Source organism: Micromonospora sp. NPDC051543, assembly GCF_044454415.1.
Lineage (GTDB): Bacteria > Actinomycetota > Actinomycetes > Mycobacteriales > Micromonosporaceae > Micromonospora.
On sequence record NZ_JBITDT010000002.1, the window covers coordinates 468311 to 485687 of the forward strand.

At 72.7% G+C, this 17377-nt stretch carries 16 protein-coding genes; 10 read left to right on the forward strand and 6 right to left on the reverse strand.

Annotated elements, in window-relative coordinates; genetic code table 11:
* Positions 1-13: 13 nt before the first annotated feature.
* Positions 14-1111 carry a mandelate racemase/muconate lactonizing enzyme family protein gene (locus ACIA3K_RS05215; protein ID WP_396799286.1) on the reverse strand — a complete coding sequence of 366 codons (1098 nt, stop codon included), beginning with the start codon at positions 1109-1111 and terminating at the stop codon, positions 14-16.
* 43 nt (positions 1112-1154) lie between these two features.
* Here ACIA3K_RS05215 and ACIA3K_RS05220 point away from each other — a divergent pair, with 43 nt between their 5' ends.
* Positions 1155-1952 (forward strand): tyrosine-protein phosphatase, encoded by a 798-nt coding sequence (locus tag ACIA3K_RS05220; RefSeq protein WP_396799287.1) that lies wholly within the window; start codon positions 1155-1157, stop codon positions 1950-1952.
* Here the strand turns inward: ACIA3K_RS05220 and ACIA3K_RS05225 are convergent.
* From ACIA3K_RS05225 to typA, 3 genes are all read right to left on the reverse strand, one after another.
* Complete coding sequence (locus tag ACIA3K_RS05225) at positions 1921-2610, reverse strand: lysoplasmalogenase (protein ID WP_396799288.1); 690 nt, start codon at positions 2608-2610, stop codon at positions 1921-1923. The two genes, ACIA3K_RS05220 and ACIA3K_RS05225, sit on opposite strands and share 32 nt — an antisense overlap.
* 51 nt (positions 2611-2661) lie before the next feature.
* On the reverse strand, positions 2662-3501 hold the full coding sequence (locus ACIA3K_RS05230; RefSeq protein ID WP_396799289.1) for a serine hydrolase: 840 nt from the start codon (positions 3499-3501) through the stop codon (positions 2662-2664).
* 107 nt (positions 3502-3608) lie between these two features.
* On the reverse strand, positions 3609-5477 hold the full coding sequence (gene typA, locus ACIA3K_RS05235; protein WP_396799290.1) for a translational GTPase TypA: 1869 nt from the start codon (positions 5475-5477) through the stop codon (positions 3609-3611).
* 133 nt (positions 5478-5610) lie between these two features.
* Between typA and ACIA3K_RS05240 the strand changes: the two genes are divergently transcribed.
* Complete coding sequence (locus ACIA3K_RS05240) at positions 5611-7023, forward strand: DedA family protein (RefSeq protein ID WP_396799291.1); 1413 nt, start codon at positions 5611-5613, stop codon at positions 7021-7023.
* 33 nt (positions 7024-7056) lie between these two features.
* A complete protein-coding gene (locus tag ACIA3K_RS05245) occupies positions 7057-7941 on the forward strand; it encodes a transglycosylase SLT domain-containing protein (protein WP_396799292.1) in 885 nt (294 codons plus the stop codon).
* A 36-nt stretch (positions 7942-7977) separates the two neighbouring features.
* Here the strand turns inward: ACIA3K_RS05245 and ACIA3K_RS05250 are convergent, their stop codons facing one another.
* On the reverse strand, positions 7978-10104 hold the full coding sequence (locus tag ACIA3K_RS05250) for an MMPL family transporter (RefSeq protein ID WP_396799293.1): 2127 nt from the start codon (positions 10102-10104) through the stop codon (positions 7978-7980).
* Between the two features lie 123 nt (positions 10105-10227).
* Between ACIA3K_RS05250 and ACIA3K_RS05255 the strand changes: the two genes are divergently transcribed.
* From ACIA3K_RS05255 to ACIA3K_RS05275, 5 genes are all read left to right on the forward strand, one after another.
* A complete protein-coding gene (locus tag ACIA3K_RS05255; protein ID WP_396799372.1) occupies positions 10228-10743 on the forward strand; it encodes a MarR family winged helix-turn-helix transcriptional regulator in 516 nt (171 codons plus the stop codon).
* A 2-nt stretch (positions 10744-10745) separates the two neighbouring features.
* A complete protein-coding gene (locus ACIA3K_RS05260; RefSeq protein WP_396799294.1) occupies positions 10746-12419 on the forward strand; it encodes a CocE/NonD family hydrolase in 1674 nt (557 codons plus the stop codon).
* A gap of 159 nt (positions 12420-12578) precedes the next feature.
* Positions 12579-13451 (forward strand): hypothetical protein, encoded by an 873-nt coding sequence (locus tag ACIA3K_RS05265; protein WP_396799295.1) that lies wholly within the window; start codon positions 12579-12581, stop codon positions 13449-13451.
* 110 nt (positions 13452-13561) lie between these two features.
* The gene (locus tag ACIA3K_RS05270; RefSeq protein WP_396799296.1) at positions 13562-14137 is read left to right on the forward strand and encodes an ArsR/SmtB family transcription factor; all 576 of its coding nucleotides are present in this window, start codon (positions 13562-13564) and stop codon (positions 14135-14137) included.
* Entirely contained in the window at positions 14134-15414 is a 1281-nt protein-coding gene (locus ACIA3K_RS05275) for an MFS transporter (protein ID WP_396799297.1), read from the forward strand. The genes ACIA3K_RS05270 and ACIA3K_RS05275 overlap by 4 nt, the downstream gene beginning before the upstream one ends.
* A gap of 48 nt (positions 15415-15462) precedes the next feature.
* Here the strand turns inward: ACIA3K_RS05275 and ACIA3K_RS05280 are convergent, their stop codons facing one another.
* Complete coding sequence (locus ACIA3K_RS05280) at positions 15463-15666, reverse strand: cold-shock protein (protein WP_007462771.1); 204 nt, start codon at positions 15664-15666, stop codon at positions 15463-15465.
* Between the two features lie 197 nt (positions 15667-15863).
* On the opposite strand from ACIA3K_RS05280, the gene ACIA3K_RS05285 reads away from it, so the two are divergent.
* A complete protein-coding gene (locus ACIA3K_RS05285; RefSeq protein WP_396799298.1) occupies positions 15864-16547 on the forward strand; it encodes a class I SAM-dependent methyltransferase in 684 nt (227 codons plus the stop codon).
* A 101-nt stretch (positions 16548-16648) separates the two neighbouring features.
* Positions 16649-17257, forward strand: a complete 609-nt coding sequence (locus tag ACIA3K_RS05290; protein ID WP_355049579.1) for a VTT domain-containing protein — start codon at positions 16649-16651, stop codon at positions 17255-17257.
* Positions 17258-17377: the final 120 nt, after the last annotated feature.

The window sequence follows — 17377 nt, forward strand, 5'->3', positions numbered from 1 at the left end:
AAACCGCCGGCCCTCAACCATGAGTCTGCATCTTTACTTCAGCCAAACCGGAAATGCCCAGGCCAGGCGCATTCGGCAGGACCACCGTCGGCCCCTCGTAGCGAATCCCGCCCTGCACCGGCGACCAGGCGAGCCACCACGCCGCGTCCAGGTCGGCGACCGCCGTGGTGCCGTACGCGGCCACCAGACTCGCCGCCGCGCCGATGCCGACCTGACTCTCCATCATCGACCCGACCACCGTGCCGAGCCCGTGCGCGCGGGCCAACTCCAGGAGCGTGCGCGCCGGGTGCAGCCCGCCACACTTGGCCAGCTTGACGTTGACCAGGTCGGCGGCCCGGCGGCGGATCACCTCCACCAGGTCGCGGACCCCGAAGACCGCCTCGTCGGCCAGGATCGGCACCGACACCCGGTCGCTGACCCACGCCAGCCCGTCCAGGTCCCAGCGGGCCACCGGCTGCTCGACCAGCTCCACGTCCAGCCCGGCGTCCTCGATGCCACGGATCACCCGAACCGCCTCGCGGGGCGTCCAGCCCTGGTTGGCGTCCAGCCGGATGCGCACGTCCGCGCCGACCGCCGCGCGTACCGCCCGCACCCGGTCCAGGTCACCGGCCGCGTCCGTGCCGACCTTGAGCTTCAGCACGCCGAAGCCGTCCGCCCGCCGCTGGCGCGCGGCCGCCGCCAGGTCGACCGCGTCGCCCGCGGCGAGGGTGACGTCCGTCGGGACCCGCAGGGTCGTGCCACCGAGCAACCGCGCCAGGGGTACGCCCAGACGCCGCGCCGCCAGGTCGTGCAGCGCGACGTCCACCGCCGCCTTCGCCGCCTCGTTGCCCACCACCGCCCGCTGCACCTCGGCGCAGCGCGCCACCAGGTCGTCCGGGTCGCGTCCGGAGAGCAGCGGACCGAGCAGTTCGCGGACACAGGCCTCGGCCCCGGCGACCGAGGCGCCGGTGACCTGCCACACCTGCGGCGCCTCGCCGAAGCCGGCCCGACCGTCGGCGTCGATCAGCTCGACGATCAACGTGTCCACCGTGGTGGTACGGCGCAGCGCGGTGACGAACGGGGTGTGTAAGGGGGCAGAAACCCGGTGGGTGCGTACCGCCGAGATCGTCATTGGGGCACCCTATAGGCAGGAACACGGCGGGAGGGTGGGCCGGATGGTCGTACGGGACTGGCAACTGGTGGGTGCGCCGAACGCCCGCGACCTGGGCGGCCTGGTCGGCGCCGGTGGTCGCAGAGTGCGCGCCGGCCAGCTCGTCCGCACCCCGGCGCTGGGCCGGCTCACCGACGTTGACCTGCCGGTACTCGCGACACTCGCGCCGGCCTGCGTGGTCGACCTGCGTGACGGCACGGAGATCGACGTCGCGCCGCCCGACCGGCTGGCCGGCGAGCCGAGGGTGGCGCACCTGCCGGTGCACGACCCGGAGCACCCGGTCTTCACGTACGTCTCGGCGGTGCTGCTCGGGCACGACCTCGACGCGTACGCCGAGTTGGCCCGGCAGGGCACGGCGGGGGCGATGACCGAGATCTACCGGTGGTTCGTCACGGGGGAGTCCGCGCGGGTCAACTTCGGCGCGGCAGCGCGGCTGGCCGCCGAGCCGGACAATCTGCCGTTGGTCTACCACTGCTCGGCCGGCAAGGACCGCACCGGCTGGCTCACCGTCATCCTGCTCACCGCGCTCGGGGTGGACGAGGCCGCGATCCGCGCCGAGTACCTGCGCAACAACGAGCTGACCGACAGTCTGCGGGCGGTGATCGTCGAGGCGATGCGCCGGCGGAACCCCGAGCTGGACGTCGACGCGGTGCTGCCGGTGCTGGAGGTCCGCGCCGAGTACCTCGACGCCGGCTACGACGAGGTGCGCCGGGTGCACGGCTCGTTCGACGGCTACCTGCGCGACGGGCTGGGGCTGACCGAGGACGTCCTCACGGCGTTGCGGGCGCACCTGCTGGAGTGACCGGCCCCTCGGCGCGGGCGGCCCGACCGGCGACGATCAGCGCCTGGCCGGCCGCGTACGTCGCCATCACCAGGACCGGCGCGCCGGGTGGCTCCGCCACGCCGGCCACCCCGGCCGCGATCAGCAGGTCGGAGCCGAGGAACAGGGCGGCGCCGAAGCCGACCCGCCGACCCTGGGTGACGGCGGTGGTGGCCATCGCGGTCAGCGCGAGCGCGTAGCCGGCCACCGGCACGGCCAACCCGGCGTGGGTGAGCCCCGGCCACATCCAGGCCAGCGCGGCGACGGTGAGCACCGCGTACCCCACCGGAACCGCGACCAGCGGTGGCCGACGCAGGGCGGTCGCGGCGCCGTCTCGGGTGAAGGCCGCGAGGTAGCAGAGGTGCGTGCCGAGGAAGCAGGCCATGCCGGCGAGAAACCAGCCGGTGCCGGCGACCAACAGCGCCACGTCGCCGCCGGTCGCGAAGGCCAGCCCGGCGAGCACCAGCCGGTCCGGCCGGGCGCCGCGGTCGGCGGTGATCCGCCAGAGGTACGCGGCGAGCAGCGGCATCAGCAGCGGCTTGGTGAGCGTGAACGCCAGATCGCTGCCGGTGGCGTTGGCCAGCAGGTTCGCCGCGGTCACGGCGAGGAAGGCGGCCAGGATGGTGCGGCTGCGGGGCATCGGCGGCTCCGGGGTGGGGGGTCCCGGCAGTGTAGGGCAGGCCCGTCGGGCTCAGAGGCGGTGGCGGGCCGCCCAGACGCGGGCCGAGACACGGGCGAGGAGTTCGCAGGCGTCGTCGTCGCCGTCGGGCAGGTCGGTGGTGGTGCACACGGCGATCACGTACGGCGGGGCGTCGTCGGGCAGCACCACGCCGACGCCGTGGCGCACACCGCGTACCCAACCGTTCTTCAGCGCGATTCGGGTGCCCTCGGGCAGGCCGGCGGCCAGGTCCTCGCGGTGTTCCTGCGCGAGCAGCACGTCCAGCATGGCGGCGCACCCGGCCGGCGAGGCGAGACGGCCGGGGGTCGTGACGCCGCTGGCCAGCCCACCCAGCAGGGCGGCCAGGTCGGCGGCGGTGACGGTGTTGGTGATGCCGGCGTCGCGGGCCGCGAAGTCCTCGATGCCGCGGCCGGTGACGCTGTCGCGGGCGTCGGCGAGGGCCCACACCTCGGCCACCGCGGGCAGCCCGACGTGACCGATGACCAGGTTGGTGGCCAGGTTGCTGGACCGCACGATCATCCGCTCGGCCAGCCAGCGCAGCGACGCCGGGTGGCCGAGCCGGTCCCAGACCGCGTCGTCGTTGTCGTAGTGCGGGGCGCAGGAGAAGCGGGGCGCGCCGGGCTGGGCCGAGTCGAACTCGTTGACCACCGGGACGTCGGCGTCCAGGTCGAGCGTGCCGGCCTCGGCGGCGCGGTGCAGCGCCGCCAGCACCGCCACCTTCATGGTGCTGGCGGCGTAGTGGCCGGCGTGGGCGTGGCGGGTCCAGCTCGGGGGCGCGTCGAGTCGACCCACGTACGCCGAGACGGTGCCCGGCACCGCGTCCAGAGAGGCGTCGAGATCATCCCAGGTCATGCCGGTGACCGTAGTCGAGGAGAACGGCGTCGGGTGGACGTACCCCGGCGGGAAAGCGCGCGGGCGCGCCGGCCGCAAGCGGCCGACGCGCCCGGTGCGGCGGTGGATCAGCCGGCGTGCTTGCGGCGGGCGGCGGCCCGGCCACGCTGCTGCTGGTCGAGCACCACCTTGCGGATGCGCACCGCGGTCGGGGTGACCTCGACGCACTCGTCCTCGCGGCAGAACTCCAGCGCCTGCTCCAGCGAGAGCTTGCGCGGCGGGATCAGCTTCTCGGTCTCGTCGGAGGTCGAGGCCCGCATGTTGGTGAGCTTCTTCTCCTTGGTGATGTTGACGTCCATGTCGTCGGAGCGGGAGTTCTCGCCGACGATCATGCCCTCGTACACCTCGGTGGTCGGCTCGACGAACATCTGGCCGCGCTCCTGCAGGTTGATCATCGCGAAGGCGGTGACCACGCCGGAGCGGTCGGCGACCAGTGAGCCGTTGTTGCGGGTGCGCAGCTCGCCGAACCACGGCTCGTACGATTCGAAGACGTGGTGCAGGATGCCGGTGCCCCGGGTGTCGGTCAGGAACTCGGTGCGGAAGCCGATCAGGCCGCGCGCCGGCACGAGCCACTCCATCCGGATCCAGCCGGTGCCGTGGTTGACCAGCTGCTCCATCCGGCCCTTGCGGGTCGCGAGGAGCTGCGTGATCGCGCCCAGGTACTCCTCCGGGGCGTCGATGGTCAGCCGCTCGACCGGTTCGCAGGTCTTGCCGTCGATCTCCCGGGTGACGACCTGCGGCTTGCCGACGGTCAGCTCGTAGCTCTCCCGGCGCATCTGCTCGACCAGGATGGCCAGCGCCAGCTCACCGCGGCCCTGCACCTCCCACGCGTCCGGCCGCTCGGTCGGCAGGACCCGCAGCGACACGTTGCCGACCAGCTCCTTGTCGAGGCGGTCCTTGACCATCCGGGCGGTGACCTTGGAGCCCTTGACCCTGCCGACCAGCGGCGAGGTGTTGGTGCCGATGGTCATCGAGATGGCCGGCTCGTCGACGGTGATCAGCGGCAGCGCCACCGGGTTCTCCACGTCGGCGAGCGTCTCACCGATCATGATCTCCGGGATGCCGGCGACGGCGATGATGTCGCCCGGGCCGGCGGTCTCGGCCGGCTTGCGCTCCAGGCCCTCGGTCATCAGCATCTCGGAGATGCGGACCCGCTGGGTGCTGCCGTCGGTGCGGCACCAGGCCACGGTCTGGCCCTTGCTGATGGTGCCCTGCCGGACGCGGCACAGCGCGAGCCGGCCGAGGAACGGCGACGCGTCGAGGTTGGTGACGTGCGCCTGCAGGGGCGCGTCGTCCTCGTACGCGGGGGCCGGGATGGTGTCCAGCAGGGTGCGGAACAGCGGCTCCAGGGAGTCGCTGTCGTCGGGCACCGAGCCGTCGGCCGGCTGGGTCAGCGAGGCGATGCCGTCCCGGGCGCAGGCGTAGACGATCGGGAAGTCGATCTGCTCCTCGTCGGCGTCCAGGTCGAGGAAGAGCTCGTAGGTGTCGTCCACGACCTCCTTGATCCGGGCGTCCGGACGGTCCACCTTGTTGATCACCAGGATGATCGGCATCCGGGCCCGCAGCGCCTTGCGCAGCACGAAGCGGGTCTGCGGGAGAGGGCCCTCACTGGCGTCGACGAGCAGCACCACGCCGTCGACCATGGTCAGGCCGCGCTCGACCTCGCCGCCGAAGTCGGCGTGGCCCGGGGTGTCGATGATGTTGATGGTGACCGGGTCCGAACCATCGGCGGGCAGGTACCGCACGCCGGTGTTCTTGGCCAGGATCGTGATGCCCTTCTCCCGCTCCAGGTCGCCGGAGTCCATCACCCGCTCGGTGTTCTCGCCTCGTGCGCCGTACGCGCCGGCCTGCCGCAACATGGCGTCGACCAGGGTGGTCTTGCCGTGGTCGACGTGAGCGATGATGGCGACGTTGCGGAGGTCGGTGCGAAGCTGCATACCCTCTATCCTTCCGCCTGCGCTCGCGCAGGCTGCGTCGGGGTCACCCCCAGGTGCCCCTGATCTATGGTGAAACCGCTGTGCCGGTGGTTCCCCCGGCTGGCATGCTGGCTCCCGTGTCCCGGGGGCCTGAGTGCACGACCTGCTGACCTGGGTGCAAGGTCTGCCCACCCTGTGGATCTACCTGGTCGCCGCGCTGATCGTGGCGGGCGAGACCGCGGTGATCTTCGGCCTGCTGGTGCCGGGTGAGGCTACCCTGCTGCTCGTCGGCTTCCTCACCTACAACGGTACCTTGCGCCTCGGGCCGGCGTTGCTCGCGATGATCGTCTCGGCGTTGGTCGGCGACGCGCTGGCGTTCCGCGCCGGTCGACGCTATGGCCCTCGGCTGCGCGCCGGGCTGGGTCACCGGGTCGGCCCCGGGCGCTGGAGTAGGGCCGACGCGATGCTCGCCCGCCTGGGTGGGCGGGGTGTGTTCGCCGCGCGGTGGGTGGCCTTCGCCCGCACCCTGGTGCCCCGGCTGGCCGGTGCGGCCGGCATGCCGTACCGGCGGTTCGCCGTCTGGAACCTCGCCGGGGTGGCGACCTGGGTGGGCGGCTCGATCCTGCTCGGCAACCTCGCCGGTGAGTCGTACGACACGGTCTCCCGGGTGCTCGGCCGGGCGACCGGCGCGGCACTGGCGTTGCTGGCGGGACTGCTGGGGGTGGTGCTCGCCGGCCGGTGGCTCGGCCGCAACCCCGACCCGGCACGCGCGCTGCTGTCGCGGGCCGCCGCGCTGCCGCCGGTGCGCTGGCTCAGCGCCCGCTACGGGGTGCTGTTCTTCCTGGTGGCCATGCGGATCGGGCCGACCTGGACGCTGCTGCTCAATCTGGCCGTCGGGCTGCTGCTGCTCTTCGCCGCCGGGCTGGCCATCGCCGGCCTGCTCGCCGTGGTGGTGCGCAACAGCGGACTGGCGGCGCTGGACGGGGCGATCGACGTCTGGTTCACCGCCCGCCGTACTCCGGACGCCGCCGACGCCACCCTGGTCGTGGTGTCACTGGTACGGGGGTGGGCACTGATCGTGCTGGTGGCCATGGTGGCGGCGGTACTGGCGTGGCGTCGCCGCCCGCTGCGTACCGACCTGCTGAGCGTGGTGGGCACGGTCGGCGCGTTCGTGCCGCTGGTGGTGCTGGCCGGGGTGGCCGAGCTGACCGGCACGCACGGCGGCCCGGGTGGACGCGAGTCCGGCCCGTTCCCGACCCAGAACGCCGTGGTCGCGGCGAGCCTCTGCACCCTCGCCTGGCTGGTGTCGCGCAACGCGCGCTGGCCGGTGGCGGTGGCCGCGTGGACGGCCGCCGCCGCGGGCGTGCTGGGGGTCGGCGTCGCCCGGCTCTACCTGGGCCTGGACACGGCGAGCGGTACGGCGGCGGCGGTGCTGCTCGGCGTGCTGTGGACGGTGGTGTTCATGGTCGCCTGGGCCACCCGGGACCGTGCGGTCGGAAACCGGGAGCCGTCGACCGATCCGGTCCGCCCGTCGCAGGGGCAACCCCGACCTGTCGAACCTTGCTAATCTGCGGCGACTGTTCGACGGGGGAGGATCACCATGCGTCAACGAGCCGGTCGGGTGGGCGCGCTCGTGCTCGCCGGTCTCCTCATCGCGGGCGGCACAGTGGGTTGCGCCGGCAAGGGGGAACGTCCGCAGGACCAGGCCGCCGCTCCCGTCTCGGTCACCGAAGCGCCGACCGACGAGCCGGTCGACGAGCCGTCCGTCGAGGCGAGCCCCTCCCCGAGCGGGGTGGCGGCGATGGGCGCCGCCCCGAGTCGTAGCGCGTCGGCCTCCCCGAAGCCATCGAAGAAGCCGACGCGTACGTCGCCGGCCACGAAGCCGCGGGTGGTCGCCAAGGCGCCCACCGAGACGAAGGTCCCGCCGGCCCCACCGAAGCCCGCTCCCTCGTCCTGCAAGCCCAGCTACAAGGGCACGCAGGCGAGCCGTGCCGACGTGAAGGCGGCGCTGTCCGCTGCCGCCGCCCGCACCTACTGGCCCAGCTCCGCCCCCGACCTCAAGATCCCGCTCAACCTGCTCAAGGCCACGGCCTGGCAGGAGAGCGGCTGGCAGTCCAACATCTACGCCTGCGACGGCGGCGTCGGGCTGATGCAGGTCATGCCGGCCACCGCCACCTGGATGAACCAGCGCTTCGACCAGAGCTACGACATCGCCGCCTACCAGGACAACGCGTACCTGGGCGCCAACTACCTGGCCTGGCTGACCAAGTACATCGGCGACATGTACTTCGAGTCCGACTTCCGGCTCGACGCGGACCTGTGCACCGCCGAACTGGACTCCTGCCTACTCAACGCGGTCATCGCCGCGTACAACTTCGGGCACGGGGCGGTGGCGCAGGAGGGCGAGCCGCTGGCCATCCCGAACCCGTCGTATGTGCGCAACGTGCGGGCGCTGATGACCGAGTGCGTCTGCCTGGGCTACTGAGCACGTCGACGGGGCTCGCCCCCGTCGCTCGGGCGGTCAGTCCCGCGCGGTCACCGGCTCGGGGGTCGTCGGGGCGTCGACGTCCGGGTGGGCGTGGACGCGGCCCGGCCACCAGAAGCGGTCACCGAGCAGGAATGCCAACGCCGGCACCAGGACCGTGCGGACCAGCAGCGTGTCCAGCAGCACGCCGATGCACACGATGATGCCGATCTGGGTCAGCGTGATCAGCGGCAGCACGCCCAGCACGGCGAACACCGCCGCCAGCAGCACCCCGGCGCTCGTGATGACACCTCCGGTGACCCGCAGCGCGGAGAGCATGCCGTCGCGGGTGCCGGCGCTGCGGGCGTCCTCGCGCGCCCGCGTGACCAGGAAGATGTTGTAGTCCACACCGAGCGCCACCAGGAACACGAAGGCGAGCAGCAGCACGCCGCTGTCCAGCGCCGGGAAGTCCAGCACGTGGTCGAAGAGCAGCCACGCCGCGCCGAGGCTGGCGAAGAACGACGCGATCACGGTGAGCACCAGCAGCACCGGCGCGACCAGGCCCCGCAGCAGCAGCACCAGCACCGCGCCGACCAGCAGCAGGATGATCGGCAGGATGAGCCGCAGGTCCCGGTCGTTGGCCTCGTCGGAGTCGTACGTCGCGGCCACCGAGCCGCCCACGATCGCCCCGGCGGGCGGCTCGACGCCGCTGACGGCCGGAGGAGCGGAGTCGGGAACGGCGGCGACCGCGTCGCGCAGCGCCTCGATCGCACGGTCCGAGGCGGGCGTGCCGGGCTCGGCGTCCAGCACCACGTCGACCTGGGCGACGGCCTGTCCGGCGTCCCCCGGTCGCGCCGAGGCGACGCCGGGTACGGCGGCGGCGACGTCGGTGACCGCTCGTACCGCCGCCGGGGTGGTGAGCACGGCCACCGGCTGGGTGCTGCCGGCGGGGAACGCGCGGGCCAGGGTCTGCGCCCCGGTCACCGCCTCGGGCGCGGCCCGGAACTGCTCGGTCTCGGACAGGCCGGTGCGGATCCCGAGCCCACCGAGGGCCAGGCCGACGAGCAGCAGGGTCGACAGCGCCGCCACCACCACCGGCCGGCGTCGTACGAGGCCGCCGAGCCGACCCCAGAGCCGGCCCTCCCGGGCCGGGCCACCGACCCGGGGTACGAACGGCCAGAACAGGCCGCGACCGAAGAGCACCAGCACGGCGGGGAGCACGAACAGCGCCGAGAGCATGGCGAAGACCACACCGGTGGCACAGGCCACGGCCAGTGCCCGGTTCGTCTCCTGCTCGCTGAGCAGCAGGGTGAGCACACCGAGCACCACGGTGCCGCCGCTGGCCAGGATCGGCTCGGCGGTACGGCGCAGCGCGGCCCGCATCGCCGCGAAGCGGTCCTGCTCGCGCCGTAGCTCCTCCCGGTAGCGGGCAATGAGCAGCAGGGCGTAGTCGGTGGCGGCGCCGAACACCAGCACGCTGGCGATGCCGGTGACCTGGCCCTGTTGAAGGTTGATGCCGACGGCCGGCACGATCGTGTCCACCGCGCGCAGGGTGAGTTGTTCGGTCGCGGCGACGACGACCAGCGGCACGATCCACAGGAACGGACTGCGGTACGTGATCAGCAGCAGCAGGGCGACCACGGCGGCGGTGACCGCGAGCAGGGTGACGTCGGCGCCCTCGAAGACCGACGACAGGTCGGCGGTGAGGGCGGGGGCGCCGGTGACCTCGGCGGCCAGCGGGTCGGGCAGATCCGACAGCGCGTCGCGCAGCTCGGCCACCCGTGCGGTGACGTCCTCCTGACCACCGGAGGTGTCCAGCGGAACGGCGACGAGCGCGACCGTGCCGTCCGGGGAGACCTGTGGAGGGCTCACCCGACCGCCCACCGCGAATCGGCCCAGGTCGCCGGAGCGGGCGGCCAGGGCGGCCCGGTCGGCGTCGCTCAGCGCACCGCCGCCCTCGCGGCTGACGACCACGATGGCCGGTTGGACGTCGCTGGTGGGCAGTTGGTCCTGGAGGCGTTGCACCTGGGTCGACTGCCAGGTGGCGTCCAGGCCGGTGGCGGAGACCGGCGCCGGGTTGTCCGGCCGCGGGACACCGAAGACGACCGCGGCGACGACGAGCGCGGCGGCGACGGTCAGCCAGGCGGCCAGCCGACCCCGCGCGACCCTGCTGAAGACGGACATCGCTGACCCCTAGGTCTTTCGAAAGCCAAGTATCTTGATGGCCGAGATTATCGACGACTGCTCTATGCTGCAACCCGGGAGACCGACGACGGGGAGAAGCGGCGCGACGTGGCGACTCACGGCATGTACCGGCGGCGCGACACGCGCCGCGAGCAGCTGGTCGCCGAGATCACCAACAACCTCCGGCGGTACGCGGTGGACGCCCAGCAGGTCGGTCACGCCTTCGCCAACCTGCACGGCCTCAACCCGACCGACCTGAACGCCCTGATCGCCGTCATGGACGCCGAACTGTTCGGCGACCCGATCACCCCCGGCCGCCTCGGTGAGCAGCTCAACCTGTCCTCCGGCTCGGTCACCGCCCTGATCGACCGCCTGGAACGGGCCGGGCACATCCGCCGCGACCGGGACACCACCGACCGGCGCAAGGTGCTGCTGCACTACGCCGACCAGGGCGCCGCCCTCGCGATGGAGTTCTTCCGGCCGCTGGGCGCCCGTACCGACACCGTGATGAACCGTTTCGACGACGACGAGCTGGAGGTGGTGCACCGGTTCCTGGCCGAGATGGGCGAGTCGCTGCGGTCGCACCGTGAGGCGGTCCGTGCCGCCCGGCCCGGGGCGCCCCACCGGACGACGGGCTGACCGTGCCCGGCCGGCTCGTCGCCCGCCTCGCCGCCGCCGCGCTGCGGCTGCCCGTGACGCGTCCCGGCCCGGTCCGGGTCACCCGGGACATCCCGGTCCGCGCCCGGGACGGCGTGGTGCTCCGCACCGACCACTACGCCCCGCACCGCGCATCCGCGCCGGCCGTGCTGATCCGCACCCCGTACGGCCGGGGTGGTCCCTTGCGGCTGCTCGGCCGGTTGCTCGCCGCGCGGGGCCGGCACGCCGTGATCCAGTCCTGCCGAGGCACCGGCGGCTCGGGCGGCACCTTCGCCCCGCTGGTGCACGAGCGCGACGACGGGGTCGACACCCTCGACTGGCTGCGCCGCCAGCCCTGGTGGTCCGGGGCGTTCGGCATGTTCGGTGTCAGCTACCAGGGCTTCGCCCAGTGGGCGCTGGCCGCCGACGCCGGCGAGGAGCTGCGCGCGATGGTCGCGGTGGTGACCGCCTCGGCCACCCGGGACTCGACGTACGCCGGGGAGTCGTTCGCCCTCGACACCGTGCTGACCTGGGCCGAGCTGCTGCACGCCCAGACCGTGCCGTGGCTGGCCCGGCAGTGGGAACTCAAGCGTGGCCAGCCCCGGCTGGCCGCCGCGCTGGCGCATCTGCCGCTCGCGGACGCCGACCGGGTGGCCACCGGTGCCAGCATTCCGTTCTTCCAGGAGTGGCTGCGCCACCACACCCCGGAGGCGGCGTACTGGCGCGAGCGCGTCTTCGCCGACCGGGTGACCCGGGTGCGGGCGCCGGTGGTCATGGTCACCGGCTGGCACGACATCTTCCTGCCCGCCCAACTCGACGACTACGCCACCCTGCGCGCCACCGGCGCTCGACCCCGCCTGGTGATAGGTCCCTGGACCCACGGCAGTCCCGGGCTGTTCGTGGCGGCCCTGCGGGAGGGGTTGACCTGGCTCGACGAGCACCTCGACGGGCCGCTGGACGAGGAACCCCCGCCCCGCGCCGCCCCCGTCCGGCTGCACGTGGGTGGTCCCGGCGGCGGCTGGCGGGACCTGCCGGACTGGCCACCACCGACCGTCGAGACCGCCTGGCACCTGCATCCGGGCGGTGAACTGGCGGTACGTCCCCCGGTCGCGTCGACGGCCGACAGGTTCCGGTACGACCCGGCCGACCCCACTCCGTCGCTGGGTGGGCCGCTGCTGGTCGCCCAGCGAGCCGGCCCGGTGGACAACCGGCAGGTCGAAGCCCGCCCCGACGTGTTGACCTACACCAGCGCACCGCTCGTCGAGCCGGTCGAGGTGCTCGGCCCGGTCCGCGCCGAGCTGCACGTCCGGAGCGAACTGCCACATCTGGACGTCTTCGTGCGGCTGTGCGATGTGGACCAGCGCGGTCGGTCCTGGAACGTGTGCGACGGTCTGGTGCGGGTGACGCCCGAACGCTTCCCCACCGACCCGTCCGGGGCGCTGCGGGTGCCGGTGACGCTCTGGCCGACCGCGTACCGGTTCGCCACCGGGCACCGGCTGCGGGTGCAGGTCGCCGGTGGCGCCCATCCGCGGTGGGCACGCAACCCCGGCACCGGCGAACCTCTCGGTACGGCGGTGACGCTGCGTGCCGGTTGGCGGCAGGTCCTTCATGGCCCGGCTTACCCCTCGGCGTTGCTCTTGCCGATCGTCCACTCTGCCCCGGCTTCGCCTCCAATCTGAACAGAGCGCCTCTGAGCTGGGCATTTACCGGAATTGCGGGCTATGGTTGGGTCAACGCCCGGCGCCGTGCACCACCAGACCGGGCTCGCCCAAAGCCCAACACCGCGTACGCGGTGTGACGTCGTGCCCGGTCCCCGCCCCAGCTGAGAGGGGGACCCCATGACGCGGGCCCCGGACAATTTGTTGGACCTTCGACGCCTGCTCCTCACCCACCTCGACAACGCCCCCGGCCCGGACGACCTCGATCCGGCGGAGGTCGGCATCGTCGGCGACCCGGCCCACCGGGGCGGCTATCACTGCGGCTCGGACCGGGTGGTTCCGAACGACTACTCGGTGGTCGAGTCACCCCGGGACCGTTCCGGACTGACCCTGGACGCGGCGGCGATCGACGTCGGCGAGTTCGACGTCCGCTCCGGTGGCGGTAGGCACACCCTGCCCAGCTTCTCGGTGTGGTGTGTGGGCCAGTGCGTCGCGAACGCGGCCGACACCCGGGACATCCGCGAAATCATCTACAGCCCCGACGGTACGACCGTGAAGCGGTGGGACCGGCTCGGCAAGCGCACCACCGGCGACAGCTCGCACCGCTGGCACACCCACTTCAGCTTCTTTCGCGACGCCATCAAGGCGGGCCGTGACCAGCGGCCCCTGTTCCGCCGCTACCTCAGCTCCATCGGACTCCTGGAGGACGACGACATGACCCCCGAAGAGCACAACTGGCTGGCCACCGTCCACAAGAACCTGACCGTGCTGGACGGCCGCAACCCGATCGGGCAGATCTACACCCGGTTGGCGGAGGGCCGGGACGACACCGGTGCCCCGGTTGCCGGCAACTGGAACCTGCAGGCGATGACGAAGCAGCTTACCGACCTGCAGACCACGCTCAAGGCACTGGCCGGGAAGGACTTCACCGACGAGGAGGCGATCGTTGCGGGCGTGTTGGCGGGTCTGACGCCGGAGGAGATCGCCGCGGCCATCCCACCCACCATCGCCAAGCAGGTCGCCGACGAGCTGGCCCGACGGCTCGTCGCCTGAACGGGAGGCGGCCCGACCCCACCGGGCCGCCCCCACCCGTCCGACGGTTCGCAACGAATGTTGAGCAATAATAGTTGCGCAATATCTATTGCTGATGTCATGCTGCCGGTATGGAGAAGCCCGACGTACGCCAGGTCACCGACTCGCGGGTGCTGGCCGCAATGGCACACCCGCTGCGCCGCCGGTTGATGGACGTGTTCAAGGTGCACGGGCCGTCGACCGTCGGCATGCTCGCCGAACGCACCGACCAGGCGCCGGCGAACGTCAGCCATCACCTCAAGGTGCTCGCCGCCGCCGACCTGGTCACCGAAGCCCCCGAGCTGGCCCGCGACCGCCGCGAACGCTGGTGGAAGCTGGTCACCCGAGGGGTGCGCTGGTCCTCGACCGACTTCGACACCGACCCCGCCGACCGCGCCGTCGCCGACGCCGCCACCTCGCTCAACCTGGACCGGCACGTCGCGCTGGCCCGCGCCTGGCATGCCGCCGAGGAGACGGCACAGGCCGCCTGGGGCGACGCGCCGTTCTCCTCCGACCGGTGGCTGCACCTCACGCCCGAGGAGCTGGACGAGCTGGGCGCCGAAATCAACGCCCTGCTGGCCCGCTGGGAGGACCGCGAGCGGTCCGACGACGGCGTCGAGCGGCACCCGGTGTTCGTGTTCGTCCACGGCGTACCGGCCCGGCCGTGACGGCGGCCACCCGCAGCGATCCCACGGCGGTCCGACCGGTCGGTGGGCTGCTGCGTCACCGCGACTTCCGCCTGCTCTGGGCCGGCCAGACGGTCAGCAGCATCGGCAGCAACGTCACCGTTGTCGCGCTCCCGCTGGTGGCGGTCGCCGTACTCGACGCCAGCACCTTCCAGGTCGCGGTCCTCACCGCCGCCGCCTGGCTGCCCTGGCTGCTGATCGGCCTGCCGGCCGGCGCGTGGGTGGACCGGTTGCCACGCCGGCCGCTCATGGTGGTCTGCGACCTGATCTGCGCGCTCGCCTTCCTCAGCGTGCCGGTGGCCGCGCTGCTGGGCCGCCTCACCGTCGCGCAACTGCTGCTGGTGGCGCTCGGCGCGGGCGTGGCGCGGGTCTTCTTCGAGACCGCCGACCAGGTCTACCTGCCGGTGCTGCTGCGACCCGAGCAACTACCCGACGGCAACGCGAAGCTCCAGGCCACCCAGACGGTGAGTTACGTCGTCGGGCCCGGCATCGCCGGTCTGATCGCCCAACTCGCCGGCGCGGTCGCCGCGCTGCTGCTGGACGCGCTGACGTTCCTGCTCTCCGCGGTGTTCCTGCTGCGGATCCGCACCGCCGAGGCGCGTCCGGGACGGCGGGACCACTCCCGATCGCTGCGCCGGGACATCACCGAAGGGCTCCGCTTCGTCATCGGTGACCCGTACCTGCGGGTGTTGACGCTCTACGGCGCGGCCAGCAACATCGGTCTGACCGGCTACCAGGCGGTCCTGGTCGTGTTCCTGGTCCGCGAGCTACGACTCGCGCCGGGCCTGGTGGGCGTGCTCGTCGGGGTGATGAGCGTCGGGGGGATCATCGGCGCGCTGCTGGCGACCGTGGTCGCCCGGCGCTTCGGCAGCGCCCGTGCCCTGCTCGTCGGGGCGGCGCTCACCGGCCCGTCCGCCCTGCTCATCCCGTTGGCCGGGCCCGGAGTCGGCTTGCTCTGGCCGGCGCTCGGCGGCGTGCTCGTCAGCCTCGGCGTCGCCATCGGCAACGTGGTCAAGGGCGCGTTCCGGCAGACGTACACGCCGCACCACCTGCTCGGGCGCGTGACGGTGAGCATGCACCTGCTCAACTACGGCACCATCCCGCTGGCGGCCGTGCTGGCCGGGGCGCTCGGCGCGCGTTACGGCGCCGGCACCGCGATCACCGTGATGACCGCCTGGTCGGCGCTCACCCCGTTGATCCTGCTGATCGGACCGCTCCGGCGGCGGCGGGACCTGCCCGCCGCCCCGGCAGCGTCGTGAGTGCACTGCGACGGCGGCCGGGAACCGACCGCCGTCACCGGCACGGAGCTACATCGGGCGGACGTTGTCCGCCTGCGGGCCCTTCTGGCCCTGGGTCACCTCGAACTCGACCTTCTGGCCCTCGTTGAGCTCCCGGTAACCGCTCGAAGCGATGGCGGAGTAGTGGACGAACACGTCCGGCCCTCCACCGTCCTGCTCGATGAAGCCGAAGCCCTTTTCCGAGTTGAACCACTTAACCGTGCCGGTTGCCATGCATCTCTCCCTGTTCAAAGCGGCGGACCACCGGCCTCTAGGCCGATGGTCGCCCGTACCTGTTCGACAGTAGCGGGCGAAACCCCGATCTGCCGGCCGAAGTGCCGTAGGTGTTTACTCGAACTCAGATGAACTCTCCACGTCACCCGCGTGCCAAACCCGCCCCGACCACCCTGTCCTGCGGCATGCTTGCGCCGATGAGGGGTACCGCAGCCGCCGCGCTGTCCGAGCTGGAGCGCGAGATCGACGCGCCCGGCACCGGCCTGGACCGGCTACAACTGGTACCCACCCCCTTCGTCCCGGAGGTGCGGCTGCACCTCGCCGAGGACGCGATCGTCTGGTGGGCCCGGATGGAGGCGCTCGCCGGGCATCCCCTGCCGCCGCCGTACTGGGCCTCCGCCTGGGCCGGCGGCCAGGCCCTGGCCCGGCACCTGCTGGACCACCCCGAGCTGGCCGCCGGGCGTCGCGTCCTCGACCTCGCCGCCGGATCGGGACTCGTGGGCATCGCCGCCGCGCTGGCCGGCGCCGCCGACGTCGTCGCCAACGACATCGACCCGTACGCTGTGGCGGCCGTCACGGTCAACGCCCGCGCCAATCGGGTCACCGTCGACGTCAACGGCGACGACCTGCTCGACCGCGACAGCGCCGACGCGGACCTGGTGGTCGCCGGGGACGTCTTCTACAGCCGTCCGATGGCCGCCCGGATGCTGCCGTTCCTGCGACGGGCCGTCGCCTCCGGCGCCGAGGTGCTGGTCGGAGACCCCGGCCGTGCGCACCTGCCGGTCGACGGGCTGCTGGTGCTGGCCGACTACCCGGTGCCCACCACCGAGCCGTCGGCGGACCCGTCGCCACGCCGGGTGCGGGTGCTGCGACCCGCCTGACACACCGGCCATCTCAGGGGTGACCCCGAGGTGGACACCAGGGGGCGGTAAGGGCTCCGACCGGATGTCCACCATGGCACGACGGCCATAGCGTACGAGGCATGACGCATTGGCTGGCCCAGGTCGGAGAGCTGCCCATCCTGGTGCTGATGGGCGTACTCGGGTTGGTGATGCTCTTCGACGCCGTACCGCTGCTCGGCGTCCTCGTCCCCGGCGACGTGGCGATCCTGGCCGCGGTCGGGGTGGGCCGCCCGGCCACCGGGCTGGCCACCTTCGCGGCGGTGCTCGCCGGGTGCCTGGCCGGCTGGTCGCTGAGCTTCCTGATCGGTCGCCGGTACGCCGAACCCCTGCGCCGCAGTCGCGTCGGCGGCTGGATAGGCGAGTCACGTTGGAGTGCGGCCGAAGGGATCCTCAGCCGTGGCGGCGGGCGGATGGTGATGGTCGCGCCGTTCCTGCCGGTGTTCAACGCCCTGCTGCCGCTGGCCGCCGGCGGACTGCGGATGTCGTACCGGCGGTTCCTCGGCTGCGCGGCCCTCGGCGCGGCGGCCTGGGCCGGTCTCTACCTGGCGCTGGGCATCGCGTCACGGTCGCTGGCCGCGCTGCTGCCGGGCGCACCCAGTCCCTTGCTGGTGACCATGGGGGTGGGGTTGGTGCTGGCCACCGTCGTGTTGCTGGGGGCTCGGCGGCGGCTGTTCGCTCTTGCTGGCTGACTCTGGTTGCTGGCTGTGGTTGCTGGCTGTGGTTGCTGGCTCTGGTCGCGGTGGGGGGACGTGGTTGCGGTGGGGGGACGTGGTTGCGGTGGGGGGGGGTCTGGGGGGGGGGGTGCGAGC

Bases quoted from the DNA above. Each gene is read 5' to 3' on its own strand.
- ACIA3K_RS05215 (WP_396799286.1), bottom strand. From the start codon at position 1,111: ATGACGATCTCGGCGGTACGCACCCACCGGGTTTCTGCCCCCTTACAC.
- ACIA3K_RS05220 (WP_396799287.1), top strand. From the start codon at position 1,155: ATGGTCGTACGGGACTGGCAACTGGTGGGTGCGCCGAACGCCCGCGAC.
- ACIA3K_RS05225 (WP_396799288.1), bottom strand. From the start codon at position 2,610: ATGCCCCGCAGCCGCACCATCCTGGCCGCCTTCCTCGCCGTGACCGCG.
- ACIA3K_RS05230 (WP_396799289.1), bottom strand. From the start codon at position 3,501: ATGACCTGGGATGATCTCGACGCCTCTCTGGACGCGGTGCCGGGCACC.
- typA (WP_396799290.1), bottom strand. From the start codon at position 5,477: ATGCAGCTTCGCACCGACCTCCGCAACGTCGCCATCATCGCTCACGTC.
- ACIA3K_RS05245 (WP_396799292.1), top strand. From the start codon at position 7,057: ATGCGTCAACGAGCCGGTCGGGTGGGCGCGCTCGTGCTCGCCGGTCTC.
- ACIA3K_RS05250 (WP_396799293.1), bottom strand. From the start codon at position 10,104: ATGTCCGTCTTCAGCAGGGTCGCGCGGGGTCGGCTGGCCGCCTGGCTG.
- ACIA3K_RS05255 (WP_396799372.1), top strand. From the start codon at position 10,228: ATGTACCGGCGGCGCGACACGCGCCGCGAGCAGCTGGTCGCCGAGATC.
- ACIA3K_RS05265 (WP_396799295.1), top strand. From the start codon at position 12,579: ATGACGCGGGCCCCGGACAATTTGTTGGACCTTCGACGCCTGCTCCTC.
- ACIA3K_RS05270 (WP_396799296.1), top strand. From the start codon at position 13,562: ATGGAGAAGCCCGACGTACGCCAGGTCACCGACTCGCGGGTGCTGGCC.
- ACIA3K_RS05280 (WP_007462771.1), bottom strand. From the start codon at position 15,666: ATGGCAACCGGCACGGTTAAGTGGTTCAACTCGGAAAAGGGCTTCGGC.
- ACIA3K_RS05285 (WP_396799298.1), top strand. From the start codon at position 15,864: ATGAGGGGTACCGCAGCCGCCGCGCTGTCCGAGCTGGAGCGCGAGATC.
- ACIA3K_RS05290 (WP_355049579.1), top strand. From the start codon at position 16,649: ATGACGCATTGGCTGGCCCAGGTCGGAGAGCTGCCCATCCTGGTGCTG.